Below are 15,573 nucleotides of genomic sequence, written 5' to 3' on the forward strand. Positions count from 1 at the left end.
TCGGGTCAGGCGGCCGGGCGGCGGGTGTCGAAGCCGTGCCGGCCGCGCCGGGCCTCCGCGCCCACCGGCTCCCGCCGGGCCGGTTCGGCTCCGCGCGGGTCGAGCCAGACCTGCACCTGCGGCGGGGCGGCGCCGGGCTGGGCCACCGGGTCGCGCCGGGTCAGCATCGCCGCCTCGACCGTGAACTCGAACAGCCGCCAGTCGCCCTGCGGCGACGCGCGGGCGATCCGGGCCAGCCGGGCCACGGTGGCCGGGTCGGTCACCGGCCGGGCGCGGCCCGCGACGTACGCCTCGTCGTCGCTCTCCTCCGGCGGGAACGAGTGCAGCGCGTAGCGGCCGTCGCGTTCGAGGTCGCGGCGCTTCGGCGAGTCGATGACGAAGCACCAGAGGCCGTCGTCGGTGATCACCGGGGAGACGGGATGGACCCGGGGGCCGCCGTCGGCGCGGACCGTGGCGAGGTAGCCGAAGCCCGGCCCGTACTGCTGCATCAGGAGGCGGATCTCGTCGGCGAGGCGGGGCTCGTCGGCGGCGAATTCGGACCAGGAAGCCATGTGGACACTCTATCGAACACGTGTACGAAGATGTAGTGCGACACGCTGGTCACCCGCACCGGTCGCTATGGTGTTCCGATGCTGCTCTCCGACCGCGACCTGGTCTCCGAGATCAAGGCCGGCACGCTCGCGCTGGAGCCCTTCGAGCCCACGCTGGTGCAGCCGTCGAGCATCGACGTACGCCTGGACCGGCTGTTCCGGGTCTTCAACAACCACCTCTACACGCACATCGACCCGTCGATCCAGCAGGACGACCTGACCTCGATGGTGGAGGTGCCGGAGGGGCAGCCGTTCGTGCTGCACCCGGGCGAGTTCGTGCTCGCTTCCACGCTTGAGGTGATCTCGCTGGGTGACCAGCTCGCCGGGCGGCTGGAGGGCAAGTCGAGCCTGGGGCGGCTGGGGTTGCTGACCCACTCGACGGCCGGCTTCATCGACCCGGGGTTCTCCGGCCACGTCACGCTGGAGCTGTCGAACGTGGCGAATCTGCCGATCACGCTCTGGCCGGGCATGAAGATCGGCCAGCTCTGCATCTTCCGGCTCTCCTCGCCGGCCGAGCACCCGTACGGCTCGGCCGTCTACGGCTCGCGTTACCAGGGGCAGCGCGGCCCGACGCCGAGCCGGTCCTGGCAGAGCTGGCGCACCTGGCCGACCCGCTGACGGCACCCGCAGTTGTTAATAGGGGCCCCCTCCTCTACCGGAGGCGTTAAGAGGGGGCCCTTCCTTACACCTCAGCCGGGACGGCCGTAGCTGTTGATGTCGCCGTCGTCGACCCGCTTCATGGTGATGGGCTTGCCGGACTGGGAGGCGTGCACCACCCAGCCGTCGCCCACGTACATCGCCACGTGGTGCAGGTCGCTGTAGTAGAAGACGAGGTCACCGGCGCGCAGCTCGGCCCGGCTGATCCGCTTCGTCACGCCGTGCTGCTGGCGTGCGCTGTGCGGCAGTGAGACGCCGCCCTTGGCCCAGGCCGCCATCGTGAGGCCCGAGCAGTCGAAGTGGTCCGGTCCGGCCGCGCCCCAGACGTAGATCTTGCCGATCTGGGCGCAGGCGAACTTGACCGCCGCACCGGCCGGGCCGCCGGGGTAGCCGGCCGGGCACGGCGCCGGGCGCAGCGGGCCGCCGCCACCCTTGCCGTACACCTTGAGCCGCAGCTTCTCCAGCTTGGCGATCTCGGCGTCGATCTGCTTCTTCTTCGCCGCGAGCTGGGCCTCGGTACGCGCCAGACCGGCGATCATCTCGTCCAGCGGCTTCTTCTTCGCCGCCAGTTCGTCGCGCAGCGCGGCGACGGAGCGCACCTGTTCGTGCTGGCGGTGCGCGAAGCGGTCGAGCAGTTCCAGGCCGTTCACCAGGTCACCGGGCGAACGGCTGCCCAGCAGCGCGTTCACGGTGGAGAGGTTGTCGCCCTTGTAGGCGTCGGCGGCGAGCCCGCCGACCTGGCCGAGTGCGGCGTCCACCCGGGCCTGGAGGGGTGCGATCTGCCGGCCGAGCGCGTCGGCCTGCTTGCGCCGCGCGGCGAGCTGCCCGCGTACGGCGTTGACCTGTTCGATGACCGGTTCGAGCTTGTTCCAGTCGCGGTCGATCTGGGCCTCGATCTCGGCGACCGAGGGTTCGGCGTGTGCCGCCGTGGCGCCGCCGGTCAGGACGACGGCGGTGCCGACCAGTGCGGCGAGGGCGGTGGTGAAGCGGGACCAGCGGGAACGCGGCGCGACGAAGGACCGGTCGACCGACCGGTTCGACGACGGCCGCGGGGCATGGAGTGCCACCGGGCGTCCGTACTCCTTCTTCCGTACCGCCTACCGGGTTAGCTGACGGATTCGGGCGGGAAGGGAGCCGCCCTACCGCATCGCTGCGGATTCACCCCAGGTACCTGGTTCCCCGGCTCGCCCGGAGGCGACTCGGCGGTGTCGGACCGTCACCGACCGGGTTGGACGGTGAGACGTGCGGCCGACGATTCACCAGAGTAGGGACCACCGTTATCGATCCGCAACTTCCAGCGCCGTGACACTCCGTACGCGATCCGGCGCCGCACCCCGTGCGGAGGTGAAATTTTCTTTCAAGGCTGATTACCCACTGGAAAGGTATTGACCCTCACGGGTGTGCGGAGTGAGGGTGGAAACGCAGTGACCCCCATCCCTGTCCAGGAGGTTCGATGCACCTCTCCGCCCCGCCGTCGGGCAGACGGATACTGCTCGCCGCCGCCGTGGCGACAGCCACCGCGCTGGCGACGACCGGCCCGGTGACCGCCGCGCCGGACACGTCCGCGCCCGCGAGCGACAGGCAACAACAATACGCCGCCGCCGCGGCCGAGTACGGCGTGCCGCAGAACGTGCTGCTCGGCGTCTCCTATCTGGAGTCCCGCTGGGACACCCACCCCGGGCAGCCGAGCACCAGCGGCGGCTACGGCCCGATGCACCTGACCGACGCCGCGCACATCCTCGCCATGCCGGGCAGCGCCCACGTCGACGAGGACGAGGACCCGCGCGGCGACGACTCCCGGCCGCTGAAGCTCGACCCGGCCACCGCCGCCGCGCCGGAGCGGGAGACCCCGCTGCCGCCCGCCTCGCTCCAGACGCTCGACGCCGCCGCCGCGCTCACCGGGCTCGACGCGGGCACGCTGCGCACCGACCCGGCCGCGAACATCCGCGGTGGCGCGGCGCTGCTGGCGTCGTACCAGAAGGCTCTGGGCGGGCCGGTCGGCGCCGGCACCGACCCGGCGGCCTGGTACGCCGCGGTGGCCCGGTACTCCGGCGCGGACACCTCGGACGCCGCGGCGGCCTTCGCCGACGAGGTCTACGACCAGCTCGGCCAGGGCGCCAGCCGGACCACCGACGACGGCCAGCGGGTCACGCTCGCCGCCACCGCCGCGACGCCGGACCGTTCCCGGCTGGCCCGCCTCGGCCTGCGCAACGCCGAGCGGCCGGACGGGCTGGAGTGCCCGGTGCGGCTGGCCTGCGAGTGGATCCCGGCGCCGTACGAGCAGCTCAGCAACGACCCGGGCGACTACGGCAACCACGACCTGGGCGACCGGCCGAAGCAGCAGAAGATCGAGTACATCGTCATCCACGACACCGAGGGCTACTTCGGCCCGAGCGTCGACCTGGTGAAGCGGGCCGACTACCTGGGCTGGCACTACACGCTGCGCTCGGTGGACGGCTACATCGCCCAGCACATCAAGACCAAGGACGTCGGCTGGCACGCCGGCAACTGGTACGTCAACGCCAAGTCCATCGGCCTGGAGCACGAGGGCTTCGCCGGTCAGGGCACCTGGTACACCGAGGCGATGTACCGCACCTCCGCCAAGCTGGTGCGGCACCTCGCGCTGAAGCTCGGCATCCCGATGGACCGGCAGCACATCATCGGTCACGACAACGTGCCCGGCATCACCGCCGCCAACGTGGGCGGCATGCACTGGGACCCGGGACCGTACTGGGACTGGTCGCACTACTTCGACCTGATGAAGGCGCCGTTCCGCAGCACCGGCACGCCCCGTACCGGCCTGGTCACCATCGACCCGGACTTCGCCACCAACCGGCCGGCGTTCACCGGCTGCAACCAGCAGCCGCCCGGTGTCCCGACGCCCCGGCCGCCGGCCGAGCCGTGCCCGTCGCGGGGTTCCTCCGCGGTGATCCTGCGGACCGCGCCGAGCCCGGACGCCCCGCTCGTCAACGACCTCGGGCTGCGCCCGGACGGTACGCCGGACACCATGTACATCTCCGACCACGGCGCCCGCGCCTCCGCCGGCCAGACGTACGCGCTCGCCGGCCGCCAGGGTGACTGGACGGCGATCTGGTACCTCGGCCAGAAGGCGTGGTTCCTCAACCCGGCCTCCGCGCCGACCGCCAAGTGGGCCACCGGCTTCGTGGTGACCCCGCGGCCCGGCAAGGCCACCATCCCGGTGTACGGGCGGGCCTACCCGGAGCAGGCCGCCTACCCGGACACCATCCCGTACCAGGCCATCTCGCCGCTGCAGTACACGTTCGCCGCCGGCCAGCGGTACGCGGTCGGCGGGGTGCTGCCGGGCGAGTACTACCGGGCGGTCTCGTTCGACGGTTCCGCACCGGGTGACCGGACCGTGGTCCGCGGCGAGAACCGCTACGTGCAGGTCCAGTTCGGTCACCGGATCATGTTCGTGAACCTGGACGACGTGCTGATCCTGCCGTCCCCGGTCGGCGCGCCGCGCTGACCCGTCACCGCACACGAGAAGGCCCCCGGTCCGTGCGGACCGGGGGCCTTCCCGCTGTCAGGGGTTGCGGGTCAGCTGACCCGGACGAAGCCGGCGAGCGGCTGGGTGTTGATGCTCGACACCTGGACCGGTTTGCCGGTACGTGGCGCGTGCACCATCACCCCGTTGCCGAGATAGAGCCCGACGTGATGCAGGTCGGAGCCGAAGAACACCAGGTCACCGGGGCGGGCCTCGGAGCGGGAGACCCTGCGGCCCTCGTTCCACTGGGCACCGGTGAAGTGGGTCAGCGAGATGCCCGCCGCCTTGTACGCGTACTGGGTGAGACCGGAGCAGTCGAACGAGTTCGGGCCGGTGGCGCCCCACACGTACGGGTCACCGACCTGGGCGCACGCCGTCTTGATGGCGGTCCGCGCGGCGCTGCTCACCACGCCGTCGATCTTGGGGCAGCCCGCCGGGCGGATCGAGGTCACCGGGAGCATGGCGGTCAGCCGCTTGATCTCCGAGTCGATCTGCTTCTTCTTCGCCGCGAGGTCGTTCTGCTGCTTGATCTCCAGCGCGATCAGCGCGTCGAGCTTCTCCTTCTGCCTGTTGTACTCGTCGCGCACCTTGAGCACACCGGCGATCTGGCGGCGCTGGTCGTCGGCGATCCGGTCCAGCATGACCAGCTGCTCGGCCAGCGCGCCCGGCTTGCTGTTCACCAGCAGCGCGCCCAGCTCCTGCGACGGGCCCTGGATGTAGTACCGGGCCGCGATGTCGCCGACCTTGTTCATGGCGAGCGTGGAGGCCAGCTCCAGCGGCACCATCTTGTCCTTCAGCGCCTTGGACTTCTTCTGGTTGGTCCGAAGCTGCGAGCGGACCTTGTTGAACTGCTCGATGGTGGGTTCGAGCTGCTCCCACTGCTTGTCGATCTGCGCGTCGATCTCGTCGACCGACGGTGCCGCGTGCGCCGGGGCGGTCAGCATCCCGGCGCCGACCGCGGCGGCCGCGACCAGGGTGACCAGACGGCGTACCACCCGTTGGAACCCGGCCCGCCGGCCGGGTGGAGCGCTCGGGGCGTGACGTTGAGGGGGCGTGGTTGCCACCGGCACGGACTCCTTTGCAACCGACCGCCGGGCGCCTCGCGAGAGGGAAGTTCGAGGCAGACGACCCACAGCGGTCGGTGCCCCACATTAGGGAAGGCGTCCGATGGAATCAAGGCGACCGTTTGTTCAATCACGTATCCGCAATCGATTGCACACCAAGGGTATTCATTTCATCTCCCGACGATGGCTGTCAATACGTCGTCGAGCGTCACCACACCCATCGGCCGGCGTCCGTCGCTGACCAGCACCATGTGGCGGCGTTCGCGGCGCATCGCGAGCAGCAGATCGGCGAGCGTACGGTCCGGCGGCACCACAGCCAGCGGCCGGTAGACGGCGGCCGGCACCGGCGCCCGGCGGCTCGCCCCGGCGTACCCGAGCACGTCCTTGACGTGCACGAAACCGAGCACCCGGCGGGTGGACCGCTGCACCACCGGGAAGCGGGAGCGGCCGGTACGGGTCGCCAGCACCTCCAGCGACGCCGGTGAGACGTCCTCGGCCACGGTCGTCACGGTGGACCAGGGTTGCAGCGCGTCCGCAGCGGTACGGCTGTGCAGGGCCAGCGCGCCGGTGATCCGGGCGTGCTCCTCGGCGTCCAGCAGTCCCTCGGTACGCGCCTGGGAGACCAGCCCGGCCAGTTCCTCCGCCGTGAACACGGTCTTCACCGCGTCGGTGGCCTCCACCCGCCACCACCGCAGCACCTGCCGGGACGCCCACTTCATCGCCAGCAGCAGCGGCTTTGTGGCCAGGCAGAACGCCAGCATCGCCGGGCCGAGCCAGAGCGCCGACGGCTCCGGGCCGGCCAGCGTGATGTTCTTCGGCACCATCTCGCCGACCACCGTGTGCAGGAACACCACCACCGCCAGCGCGATGACGAACGACACCGGGTGCACCGCCGAGGCGGGCAGCCCCAGCGCGGCGAACGGCGGCTCCAGCAGGTGCGCCAGCGCCGGCTCGGCGATCGCGCCGAGACCGAGCGAGCAGACCGTGATGCCGAGCTGCGCCCCGGCGATCATCAGCGGGATCTGGTTCATCGCCGCCAGCGCCAGCCGGGCCCGCTTCGACGTCGCCGCCAGCGGTTCGATCACCGTACGGCGGGAGGCGATCAGCGCGAACTCGCTGCCCACGAAGAACGCGTTGCCGAGCAGCAACGCCACCGCCACGAGTAGTTCAGGCACCGTCGTCGGGCTCCTCGGGGCGCACCACCCGCACCTGCTCGATCCGGTGCCGGTCGACCTCCACCACAGTGAACTCGTACCCGGCCTCGTCGACCGTCTCGCCCGGCACCGGGATGTGGCCGAGCCGCGCCATGAGGAACCCGCCGAGCGTCTCGTACGGCCCGTCGGGCAACCGGAACCCGGTCTGCTCGACCAGCTCGTCGGCGCGCAGCACACCGTCGGTCAGGACGGTCCGCTCCCCGCCGGGCACTGTCAGCTCCACCGGACCGAAGCCGTCCACCGCGTCCGGGTCGAACTCGTCGGCGATCTCCCCGACCAGCTCCTCGACGAGATCCTCCACTGTCACCACGCCGTCGGTGCCCCCGTACTCGTCCACCACGATCGCCAGGTCCGCCCCGGCGGCCTTGAGCGCGGCCAGCACCCCGTTCAGGTTGAGGCTCTCCGGGACGTACACCGGTTCCCGGGCGACGGCGGCGACAGTGGTGGCGGCCCGGCGGGCCAGCGGCACACCCAGCGCGTCGGGCACCCCGGCGACGCCGGTGACCAGGTCGAGCGTCTCCTCGTACACCGGGAACCGGGTCCGGCCGGTGCGCCGGGACGCCTCCAGCAACTCGGCCACCGTCGTGGTGGCGTGCAACGCGGTCACGTCCACCCGGGGCGTCATCGCCTCGGCGGCCCGCTTGTCGCCGAAGCGGATGGTGCGGCGCAGCAGCATCGCGGTGTCCGGCGGCAGCGCGCCGGCCCGGGCCGAGATGGCGGCGAGCAGACCCAGCTCCTCCGGGGAGCGGGCGCTCGCCAGTTCCTCCTGCGGCTCCACGCCGAGGCGGCGCACCAGCCGGTTCGCGGACTCGTTGAGCAGCCGGATCAGCCAGCCGAAGGTGCGGGAGAAGGCCCGCATCGGCGCGGCGGTGGCGAGCGCCGCCGGCATCGGACGGGCCAGCGCCAGGTTCTTCGGCACCAGCTCGCCGAACAGCATCGAGATGAGCGTGGCCAGGGCCAGCGCGAGCAGGCCGGAGAAGCGTTCCGCACCGCCGAGCGGGTGCAGCAGCGGCGTGAAGAGCCGGGCCAGCGCGGGCTCGGCCAGGTAGCCGGTGAGCAACGCGGTGAGCGTGATGCCGAGCTGCGCGCCGGAGAGCTGGAACGACAGCTCGCGCAGCGCGCGGCGTACCGTGACGGCCCGGCCGTCCCCCTCGCCGGCCCGCCTGTCGATCTCCGCCCGGTCGACCGTGACCAGGGCGAACTCGGCCGCGACGAAGAACGCGTTGCCGGCGGTCAGCAGCACGAAACCGACCAGGGGCAACAGCGTCAGAAGCAGAAGGCCGTCGATGCGCGTGATTGTGGCACGCGCGCGCCGATGGCGGGCCCCCCGTAGCGTGGACGCATGGACGGCCTGCTGCTCACCGACGAACTGGTCCTGCTCGCGTACGACGACGACGGTGCGAACCGGCTCGGCAGTCCGCACCTCGGCTACGGCCTCGCCGGTGCGGTGCTGCTGGAACTGGCCCTGGCCGGCCGGGTGGAGGTGGCGGACAAGCGTCTCGTGGTCACCGATCCCACGCCGACCGGCGTACCGCTGCTGGACGAGGCACTGGCGACTGTGGGGTCCGGCCGGCCGCGCAAGCCGAAGGACTGGATCGGCAAGCTCGCCAAGGGCCTGCCGGACCGGGTGCTCGGCGGGCTCGTCGACGCCGGGGTGCTGCGCCGGGAGTCCGACCGGGTGCTGCTGGTCTTCCCGCGTACCCGCTATCCCTCGCCGACCGGCGCGGAGCCGGCGGTGGAGACCGCGGCCCGGCAACGGATGACGACGGCGCTCACCACCGACGGCCCGGTCGACGCCCGGACCGCCGCGCTGCTCACGCTGACCCGCGCGGTCGGCCTGGACCGCAAGATCTTCCGCGAGCTGCCCAAGGAGCGGGTCAAGGCGCGCATCGAGGAGATCGCGGCCGGTGACTGGGCGTCGGCCGCCGTCAAGAAGGCGATCGAGGAGATGCAGGCCGCGCTGATGGTCGCGATGACGGCCGGGACGAGCGCCGCCATCATGACCACCACGACCAGCTGAACGCGACGGCGGCGGCACCGCTCGGGTGCCGCCGCCGTCGTGGTCCGGCTCCTGCCGGTGTACGCCTCAGCTCGCGGCCGGCGCGACCTCCGGCTCACCGGCCGGGGCCTCCGGCTTGACCGAGCGCAGCAGCACGCTGGCCACGTCGACCACCTCGACGTCCTCGCCCGCGCCCTTGCCGTTCACGCCGTCGTTGAGCATCGTCGAGCAGAACGGGCAGCCGACCGCGATGGTCTTCGCGCCGGTGGACATGGCCTCCTCGACCCGGTCCACGTTGATCCGCTTGCCGATCTTCTCCTCCATCCACATCCGGGCGCCGCCGGCGCCGCAGCAGAAGGAGCGCTCGCTGTTGCGCGGCATCTCGGTCAGCTCGCCCTGGATCGAATCGCCGAGCACCTCACGCGGCGCGGCGAAGATCCGGTTGTGGCGGCCCAGGTAGCACGGGTCGTGGTAGGTCACGCCGCCGTCGACCGGCTGCACCGGGGTGAGCTTGCCGGCGCTGACCAGGTGGGCCAGCAGCTGGGTGTGGTGGACCACCTCGAACTCGCCACCGAGCTGGCCGTACTCGTTGCCCAGGGTGTTGAAGCAGTGCGGGCAGGTGGCGACGATCTTGCGCTTGCTCTTCTCCCGGCCCTCGAACGCCTCGTTCAGCGTCTCGACGTTCTGCTGGGCCAGCATCTGGAAGACGAACTCGTTGCCGATGCGGCGGGCCGGGTCACCGGAGCAGGTCTCGCCCTCGCCCAGGATGGCGAACTTGACGCCCGCCTCGTTGAGCAGCGTGGCGACAGCGCGGGTGGTCTTCTTGGCCCGGTCCTCGAACGCGCCGGCGCAGCCGACCCAGAACAGGTACTCGAAGTCGTCGACCTCGCCGACCCGCGGCACCTCGAACCCGAGGCCCTTGGTCCAGTCCTCGCGGGTGTTCTGCGGGGCGCCCCACGGGTTGCCCTTGTTCTCCAGGTTGCGCAGCATGACGCCGGCCTCGGAGGGGAAGCTCGACTCGATCAGCACCTGGTAGCGGCGCATGTCGACGATGTGGTCCACGTGCTCGATGTCCACCGGGCACTGCTCGACGCAGGCGCCGCAGGTGGTGCAGGACCAGAGCACGTCCGGGTCGATGACGCCGCCCTCTTCGGCGGTGCCGATCAGCGGCCGGTCGGCCTCGGCCAGGGCCAGCACGTCCATGTGGGCGAGCTGCGCCTGCGTGGCCTTCTCCTCGCCGGTCAGGTCCTTGCCGCCACCGGCCAGCAGGTACGGCGCCTTGGCGTACGCGTGGTCGCGCAGGCTCAGCACCAGCAGCTTCGGCGACAGCGGCTTGCCGGTGTTCCAGGCGGGGCACTGCGACTGGCAGCGACCGCACTCGGTGCAGGTGCTGAAGTCGAGCAGGCCCTTCCAGGTGAACTGCTCGACGTGGGCGACACCGAACTGGTCCTTCTCCGGGTCGGCCTCCTCGAAGTCCAGCGGCTTGCCCTCGCTGGTCATCGGGCGCAGCGGGCCGAGGCCGGAGCCGGCCGGCTTCTCCGGGTCGCGCTTGAAGAAGATGTTCGGGAACGCCAGGAAGCGGTGCCAGGCCACGCCCATGGTGACGTTCAGCGAGATCACGATGAGCCAGGTCATCGAGATGGCGATCTTGATGAGCGCGGCGACGCTGACGCCCGCCTCCCAGTTGGGGAGGACCGAGCCGACGGCGTGGCTGAGCGGGGCGGCCCAGACCGGGTACTCGAAGTGGTCGGTGGCGACCTTGAAGCCCCGGATCACGAAACCGAAGATCAGGACCAGCAGGACGACCCACTCGACGAAGTAGCCCTGCCACATGGTCGAGCCGGTGAACCGGGAGCGGTTCTCCGCGCGGCCGGGCCGGTTGCGCAGCCGGATCGCCATCAGCACCAGGATGCCGACCAGGCCGAGGATGCCGATCCACTCGGTGACCAGACCGAAGATCGTCCAGTGCCCGATGATCGGCAGCCCGCCGCCGGTCGAGACCACCTCGAAGTAGGCCTCCAGCACCAGCAGCGACAGCACGATGAAGCCGACCATCACGAACCAGTGGGCGGCGCCGACCACGCTCCACTTCAGCATGCGGGTGTGACCGGCGGTCTCCACCAGCATCTTCTTGGTGCGCGCGCCCTTGTCGCCGAACCGCTCCGGCGCGGGCTGGCCGAGCCGGATGACGGCTGTCATCTTCATGACCGCGCGCACCGCAAGCCACACCGCCACGGCGGTGATGGCGGCCGCGAGGATCGTGGTGACGATCTGGACGCTGCCCATCGAGTTGGCCTCCCGGTCTGCTGCTTGTCCGTGCAGCCTACGCGCAAGGTTACCCAGCAGTAACGTGAGTCTTCTCGCACCAGGCCACGCCGCCCTGCGCACACCTTAGGTGGAGCGGCGTCGAAGCGCCGGGCAGGGGCGGCGTGGCGTGACCTACGCCGGGGTGGGGCAGCGCCGGATCAGCGCCAGCGGGAGAGCAGGATCAGCGACGAGACCATCGCGCCGAAGCCGACGGCGAGGTTCCAGTAGCCCCAGCTGGCGACCGGGTACGCCTGCTCGGACAGGTAGTAGAGGACCAGCCAGCCGATGCCCACCACGATCAGCGTGACCGCCGTGACCGGCAGCCAGATGGGGCTAGGCTTGCGCGTCGACGCCGTCGCCGTCGGACGCACGTCCGTCGGCGGGGTGTACACCTTCTTCTTGCGGACCTGAGACTTGGGCACGACGCTCTCCAGAGGGGGGTACGACCTCGTCCGGCCTGACAACCGGGCGCGAGGGCGACGGTCCATGGCCAATAATGTTCGACAGCTAGCGTAGTCCCGACGGACCGTCCAGGCCACGAATGGGGCCAGGCCGGTGCACTCAGTAACCGGAAAGAGCGGACTTTCCGGGTCGAGCAGGTCGGCTCGCACCGGCGCGGGCCGGAACGAGACGACGGGAAAGGGAACGCCCGGTGGAGTACACGTCCGGCGCCGCCTCCTGGCAGAAGGTCCTCCGCCGCGCGGCAGCCGCCCTGCTGCCCCGGCGCGCCCGCCAGCGCCGCCCCGGCTGGTCCATCGGCGTACCTTTGATCGCCGCCGCGGCGGGCCTGCTCTTCACCACCACCGCCACCACCGCGGGCGGCACGCCCCTGCGCGAGGACCGCCGGCCCCAGCTCACCCAGCTCATCGAGGACCGCCGCGAGGAGGTCGCCGCCAGCGAGGCGAAGGCCGCCCGGCTCCGCGCCGAGGTGGAGGAGCAGACCGAGGCGCTGGCCGGCGCCGACGGGCCGATCAAGACCGAGCGGGACCGGGCCGCCGCCAGCCGGCAGGCCGCCGGATTCACCGCGCTCACCGGCAGCGGCGTGACGGTCGAGCTGAACGACGCCGACCGCCGGCCGGACCAGCCGCTGCCGAAGGGCGCCAGCAACGACGACCTGGTGGTGCACCAGGGCGACGTCCAGGCGGTCGTCAACGCGCTCTGGGCCGGCGGCGCGGAGGCCATGTCAATCATGAACGTCCGCGTGCTGAGCACCAGCGCGGTACGCTGCGTCGGTAACACCCTGCTGCTGCACGGCCGGGTGTACTCCCCTCCTTTCAAGATCGTGGCAATCGGCGATCCCGCGGAACTCCAGCGGGCGCTCGCCGCCTCTGAGGGAGTGCGGGTGTTCAAGGAAGTGGCCGACCACTACCAACTCGGGTACGTCGAGCGCGTCTCCACGGTCACCGTGCCGGCGTTCGAGGACTCCACCGCGTTGCAATCGGCGACGGTGCCCCGGTGACCGGCGGCGACCCCCGGGAACGCGCCGGCCACGACCGCCGGGAGGAGCCGACATCGTTCCTCCCCCGGGTCGAGCGTCCGGCCCCGGCGTCGCCACCCCCGCTCGACCTGCCCTGGCCCGACGCCGGCCCGGCCCACACCGCCCCGGCGCGGCGCGGCCCGGACCCCCGGCCGCCCGTCCCGCCGCCTCCCGCCCCGCCCCGGACGGTCCCGCCGCCGTCCGCTTCGCCCCGGACCGCCCCGCCGACCGCTCCGCCGCCGCCGTGGCCGGGCGCTCAGGCGCACCAGCCGCCGGGCTCCTCCCGCGCCGAGGCCGACCCCCGGTTCCGCCCCTCGGCGAGCGAGCCTCCCCCCAGGGGTACGCCCCACCCGGCCGGCCCCGCGCACCACAGCCCCGGACACCACGGCCCCGCACGCCACGGGCCGGCGCAGAACGGCCCCGCAAACCACGGGCCGGCGCAGAACGGCCCTCCGCAGAACGGCCCGGCGCCCCGGGGTGGTCCCGCCCCCGGGATGCGCCCCGCCGCGCCCGGCGACGTCACACACCGGCCGGGTGAGCACCCCTCACGACCGGAGGGGTACGGACCGGCAGGGCAGCAGAACGCCGTCCGCCACTCCACCGGTGGGGCGGTCCCGCCCGAGCGCGGTGGCCGCGGCGGACAGCCACCGCAGGCGGGCACCCGCCCGTGGGAGGCCGGCGGACGCCCGCCGGAGGACGCTCGCCGACCGCCGGGGGGTGGTGAACGGCCGCCCGGCGTACCCCCTCTCGGCGGGCCGACCGGCGCGGACCGGAACCCTCCGGCCGACACCGGGGCGACGACGGTGCTGCCCGCCGTCACCCGCCCACCCGCGAACCCCCACCTGGACGCCACCGGGCTGATGGGCGCGGTGCCCCCGGCGCCGGACACCGGCGGCGGCGAGCCGCCCGCCGAGCCACCCCGCCCCCGGCGCGGCGAGCGGGTGGTGCAGCTGCGGCCCGAGCAGACCGGCGACGGATACCGCAGCGTCTACTCCGAGCTGACCCGCCCCACAGTCGGCTCCCGGCTGCGCACCGTCGTCCGGGGCACCGGCGAGCTGCTGATCACGTTCGGGCTGGTGGTGCTCCTCTTCGCCGGGTACGAGATCTGGGGCAAGGCGGTCATCGTCGAGGCCCACCAGAGCGACCTGAACAGCCAACTCGCCCAGGAGTGGGGTGCCACCGCGGACCCGACCGTCGGCCCGACCACCGGTCCCACGGTGAAGCCGAAGCCGCCGGCCAAGGGGAAGCCGGTCGCCGGCCTCTACATCCCCAGGTTCGACAAGCACTGGGTCGTGGTCGAGGGGGTCAGCCCGGAGGACATCCGGTACGCCCCGGGCCACTACCCGGACAGCGCCATGCCCGGCGAGGTGGGCAACTTCTCCGTCGCCGGTCACCGCATCCGCTCCACGTTCTGGCGGCTGGACGAGCTGAGGACCGGCGACGCCATAGTGGTCGAGACCAGGACCGACTGGCTCGTCTACCGGGTCTACCAGCAGCGGATCGTCAAGCCGTCCCAGGTGGAGGTGGTCGCGCCGGTGCCGGGCAAGCCGGACGCGAAGGCCAGCGAGAAGCTGCTCACGCTCACGACCTGCAACCCGAAGTTCGACAACTACCAGCGGTTGATCATCCACGCCCGGCTGGACCACACGCAGGCCAAGTCGGCGGGCCGCCCGGCCGAGTTGGAGGCGTGAGCCGTGTACTCGTGGATCTGGCGCAAACTGCCGTTCGGGCTGCCCGGCAAGCTGATCGGCTCGCTGGTGCTGGCCACCGCCACCGTCGCGCTGCTCTGGTTCGTGGTCTTCCCGTGGGCCGAACCGCTGCTGCCCTTCGACGACGTGCAGGTCACCCAGGAATCCGGCGTACCGGGTGACGGTGGGATCACCGAACCCACCGGGCTGCCCGGCGAGGAGGAGCTGCCGTACAGCACCGAGACGAACAACGCCCCACCCTCCACCCCGAACAGGTGACAGCGATGCGCGTACTGGTGATCGACAACTACGACTCGTTCGTCTTCAACCTCGTGCAGTACCTCGGCCAGCTCGGCGCCGACTGCGAGGTGCGGCGCAACGACGAGATCGACGTCGCCGAGGTGGGCCGCGCCGGCGCCGCCGGTGTCCTGCTGTCACCCGGTCCGGGCAGCCCGGACCGGGCCGGCATCTGCCTGGACGTGATCCGCGAGTACGCCGGCAAGCTCCCGATCTTCGGCGTCTGCCTCGGTCACCAGGCGATCGGCGAGGCGTTCGGCGCGACTGTGGCCCGCGCGCCGGAACTGCTGCACGGCAAGACCTCGGAGGTACGCCACGACGGCGTGGGTGTGCTCGCCGGGCTGCCCGACCCGTTCACCGCCACCCGCTACCACTCGCTGGCCGTACTGCCCGAGACGCTTCCCGACGAGCTGGAGGTCACCGGCCGGACCGCCTCCGGCGTGGTGATGGCGATGCGGCACCGCACGCTGCCGATCGAGGGCGTGCAGTTCCACCCGGAGTCGGTGCTGACCGAGGGCGGTCACCTGATGCTGGCGAACTGGCTCGCCGCCTGCGGCTTCCCGGCCGCGCTGGAGCGCGCCCCGGAGCTGGCCGCCGAGGTCGACGCCCGCCGCCGCGCCGCCTTCTCCCCAGCCTGACGCCCCCGCGCGGTCCCGCCCCTCCCCCGCGCGGTCCCGCCCGCCTCCCTCCCGGTCGATCATGAAGTTGACGGGGACAAATCGGGCGCTTAGTGCCGCTAACTTCATGATCGACGCGGAAATGGGGGCGGCGGCGG

14 protein-coding genes and 1 riboswitch are annotated in these 15,573 nt (G+C 72.0%); of the genes, 7 read left to right on the top strand and 7 right to left on the bottom strand.

Annotated features, from left to right (window positions below):
- Positions 1–5: 5 nt before the first annotated feature.
- A complete protein-coding gene (locus tag ACN27C_RS07980) occupies positions 6–551 on the bottom strand; it encodes a pyridoxamine 5'-phosphate oxidase family protein (RefSeq protein ID WP_422750834.1) in 546 nt (181 codons plus the stop codon).
- Positions 552–629: 78 nt separating this feature from the next.
- Here ACN27C_RS07980 and dcd point away from each other — a divergent pair, with 78 nt between their 5' ends.
- Entirely contained in the window at positions 630–1,208 is a 579-nt protein-coding gene (gene dcd, locus ACN27C_RS07985; RefSeq protein ID WP_013283324.1) for a dCTP deaminase, read from the top strand.
- Between the two features lie 71 nt (positions 1,209–1,279).
- Here dcd and ACN27C_RS07990 read toward each other — a convergent pair whose 3' ends face one another.
- Positions 1,280–2,314 (bottom strand): NlpC/P60 family protein, encoded by a 1,035-nt coding sequence (locus tag ACN27C_RS07990; RefSeq protein ID WP_120572415.1) that lies wholly within the window; start codon positions 2,312–2,314, stop codon positions 1,280–1,282.
- Between the two features lie 13 nt (positions 2,315–2,327).
- A riboswitch (cyclic di-AMP (ydaO/yuaA leader) is annotated at positions 2,328–2,462 on the bottom strand.
- Positions 2,463–2,700: 238 nt separating this feature from the next.
- Between ACN27C_RS07990 and ACN27C_RS07995 the strand changes: the two genes are divergently transcribed.
- A complete protein-coding gene (locus ACN27C_RS07995; RefSeq protein ID WP_422750835.1) occupies positions 2,701–4,734 on the top strand; it encodes an N-acetylmuramoyl-L-alanine amidase in 2,034 nt (677 codons plus the stop codon).
- Positions 4,735–4,805: 71 nt separating this feature from the next.
- Here ACN27C_RS07995 and ACN27C_RS08000 read toward each other — a convergent pair whose 3' ends face one another.
- From ACN27C_RS08000 to ACN27C_RS08010, 3 genes are all read right to left on the bottom strand, one after another.
- Positions 4,806–5,816, bottom strand: coding sequence for a C40 family peptidase (locus tag ACN27C_RS08000; protein ID WP_120574067.1), 1,011 nt, complete (start codon positions 5,814–5,816; stop codon positions 4,806–4,808).
- 170 nt (positions 5,817–5,986) lie between these two features.
- Entirely contained in the window at positions 5,987–6,991 is a 1,005-nt protein-coding gene (locus ACN27C_RS08005) for a hemolysin family protein (RefSeq protein WP_120572417.1), read from the bottom strand.
- Positions 6,984–8,291 carry a hemolysin family protein gene (locus ACN27C_RS08010; RefSeq protein ID WP_120572418.1) on the bottom strand — a complete coding sequence of 436 codons (1,308 nt, stop codon included), beginning with the start codon at positions 8,289–8,291 and terminating at the stop codon, positions 6,984–6,986. Before ACN27C_RS08010 ends, ACN27C_RS08005 begins: the two co-directional genes overlap by 8 nt.
- An 81-nt stretch (positions 8,292–8,372) precedes the next feature.
- On the opposite strand from ACN27C_RS08010, the gene ACN27C_RS08015 reads away from it, so the two are divergent.
- Positions 8,373–9,050 carry a GOLPH3/VPS74 family protein gene (locus ACN27C_RS08015; protein WP_120572419.1) on the top strand — a complete coding sequence of 226 codons (678 nt, stop codon included), beginning with the start codon at positions 8,373–8,375 and terminating at the stop codon, positions 9,048–9,050.
- A gap of 66 nt (positions 9,051–9,116) precedes the next feature.
- Here ACN27C_RS08015 and ACN27C_RS08020 read toward each other — a convergent pair whose 3' ends face one another.
- Together ACN27C_RS08020 and ACN27C_RS08025 are read right to left on the bottom strand one after the other, a co-directional pair.
- A complete protein-coding gene (locus tag ACN27C_RS08020; protein WP_120572420.1) occupies positions 9,117–11,315 on the bottom strand; it encodes a (Fe-S)-binding protein in 2,199 nt (732 codons plus the stop codon).
- Positions 11,316–11,494: 179 nt separating this feature from the next.
- A complete protein-coding gene (locus ACN27C_RS08025) occupies positions 11,495–11,758 on the bottom strand; it encodes a cell division protein CrgA (protein ID WP_018785565.1) in 264 nt (87 codons plus the stop codon).
- A 230-nt stretch (positions 11,759–11,988) separates the two neighbouring features.
- On the opposite strand from ACN27C_RS08025, the gene ACN27C_RS08030 reads away from it, so the two are divergent.
- The 4 genes from ACN27C_RS08030 to ACN27C_RS08045 all read left to right on the top strand — a co-directional run bounded on the left by ACN27C_RS08030 (position 11,989) and on the right by ACN27C_RS08045 (position 15,436).
- Entirely contained in the window at positions 11,989–12,795 is an 807-nt protein-coding gene (locus ACN27C_RS08030) for a DUF881 domain-containing protein (protein ID WP_120572421.1), read from the top strand.
- 821 nt (positions 12,796–13,616) lie between these two features.
- Positions 13,617–14,504: a class E sortase gene (locus ACN27C_RS08035; protein WP_422750836.1), complete on the top strand. Its 888-nt coding sequence runs from the start codon at positions 13,617–13,619 to the stop codon at positions 14,502–14,504.
- A gap of 3 nt (positions 14,505–14,507) precedes the next feature.
- Positions 14,508–14,780: a hypothetical protein gene (locus ACN27C_RS08040; protein WP_120572423.1), complete on the top strand. Its 273-nt coding sequence runs from the start codon at positions 14,508–14,510 to the stop codon at positions 14,778–14,780.
- Positions 14,781–14,785: 5 nt separating this feature from the next.
- Positions 14,786–15,436 (top strand): aminodeoxychorismate/anthranilate synthase component II, encoded by a 651-nt coding sequence (locus ACN27C_RS08045; RefSeq protein WP_114919202.1) that lies wholly within the window; start codon positions 14,786–14,788, stop codon positions 15,434–15,436.
- Positions 15,437–15,573: the final 137 nt, after the last annotated feature.

This window comes from Micromonospora sp. WMMD1219 (assembly GCF_049315215.1).
GTDB classification, from domain to species: Bacteria; Actinomycetota; Actinomycetes; order Mycobacteriales; family Micromonosporaceae; genus Micromonospora; species Micromonospora tulbaghiae.